Annotated in this window: 1 protein-coding gene and 1 pseudogene; both read left to right on the forward strand. The window is 68.8% G+C overall.

From position 1 onward, the window contains the following. A partial coding sequence (rplR, locus tag C2142_RS23020) for a 50S ribosomal protein L18 (RefSeq protein ID WP_148644963.1) occupies positions 1 to 355 on the forward strand: 355 nt, incomplete at its 5' end. Between the two features lie 48 nt (positions 356 to 403). After that, positions 404 to 663 (forward strand): annotated as a pseudogene (locus tag C2142_RS40255) (30S ribosomal protein S5); the annotation flags it as partial.

Genomic DNA, 663 nt, shown 5'->3' on the forward strand with positions numbered 1-663 from the left:
AAGGGCAACGAAGAGCGCCGCTCGCAAGCGCCGCGCGATCCGCGTTCGCAAGCGCGTCGTCGGCACCGAGGTGCGTCCGCGCCTCGTCGTGACGCGTTCGAACCGTCACATGGTCGCCCAGGTCATTGACGACGCCAAGGGTCACACCCTGGCGTCGGCGTCCACTCTCGACGTGTCCATCAAGGGCGTCGAGGGCGACAAGACCGAGCTGGCCAAGAAGGTCGGGAGCCTGGTCGCCGAGCGCGCCAAGGCCGCCGGCATCGAGTCGGTCGTCTTCGACCGCGCGGGCAACCGGTACGCAGGCCGCATCGCCGCTCTGGCCGATGCTGCCCGTGAGGCCGGGCTCGACTTCTAAGCCGCTCGTCGGCTCAGTCGACGGACGTAATCGAGAGAGGTAATTCCAATGGCTGGACCCCAGCGCCGCGGTAGCGGCGCCGGCGGCGGCACCGGCGGTGGCGAGCGGCGCGACCGTAAGCGTGACGACCGGGGTAACGCCCCCGCCGTCGAGAAGACCGCTTACGTCGAGCGTGTCGTTGCGATCAACCGTGTCGCCAAGGTTGTCAAGGGTGGTCGTCGTTTCAGCTTCACCGCGCTGGTCGTGGTGGGCGACGGTGACGGCACCGTGGGTGTCGGTTACGGGAAGGCGAAGGAGGTTCCGGCCGC

This window comes from Streptomyces sp. CB01881 (assembly GCF_002953255.1).
GTDB lineage: Bacteria > Actinomycetota > Actinomycetes > Streptomycetales > Streptomycetaceae > Kitasatospora.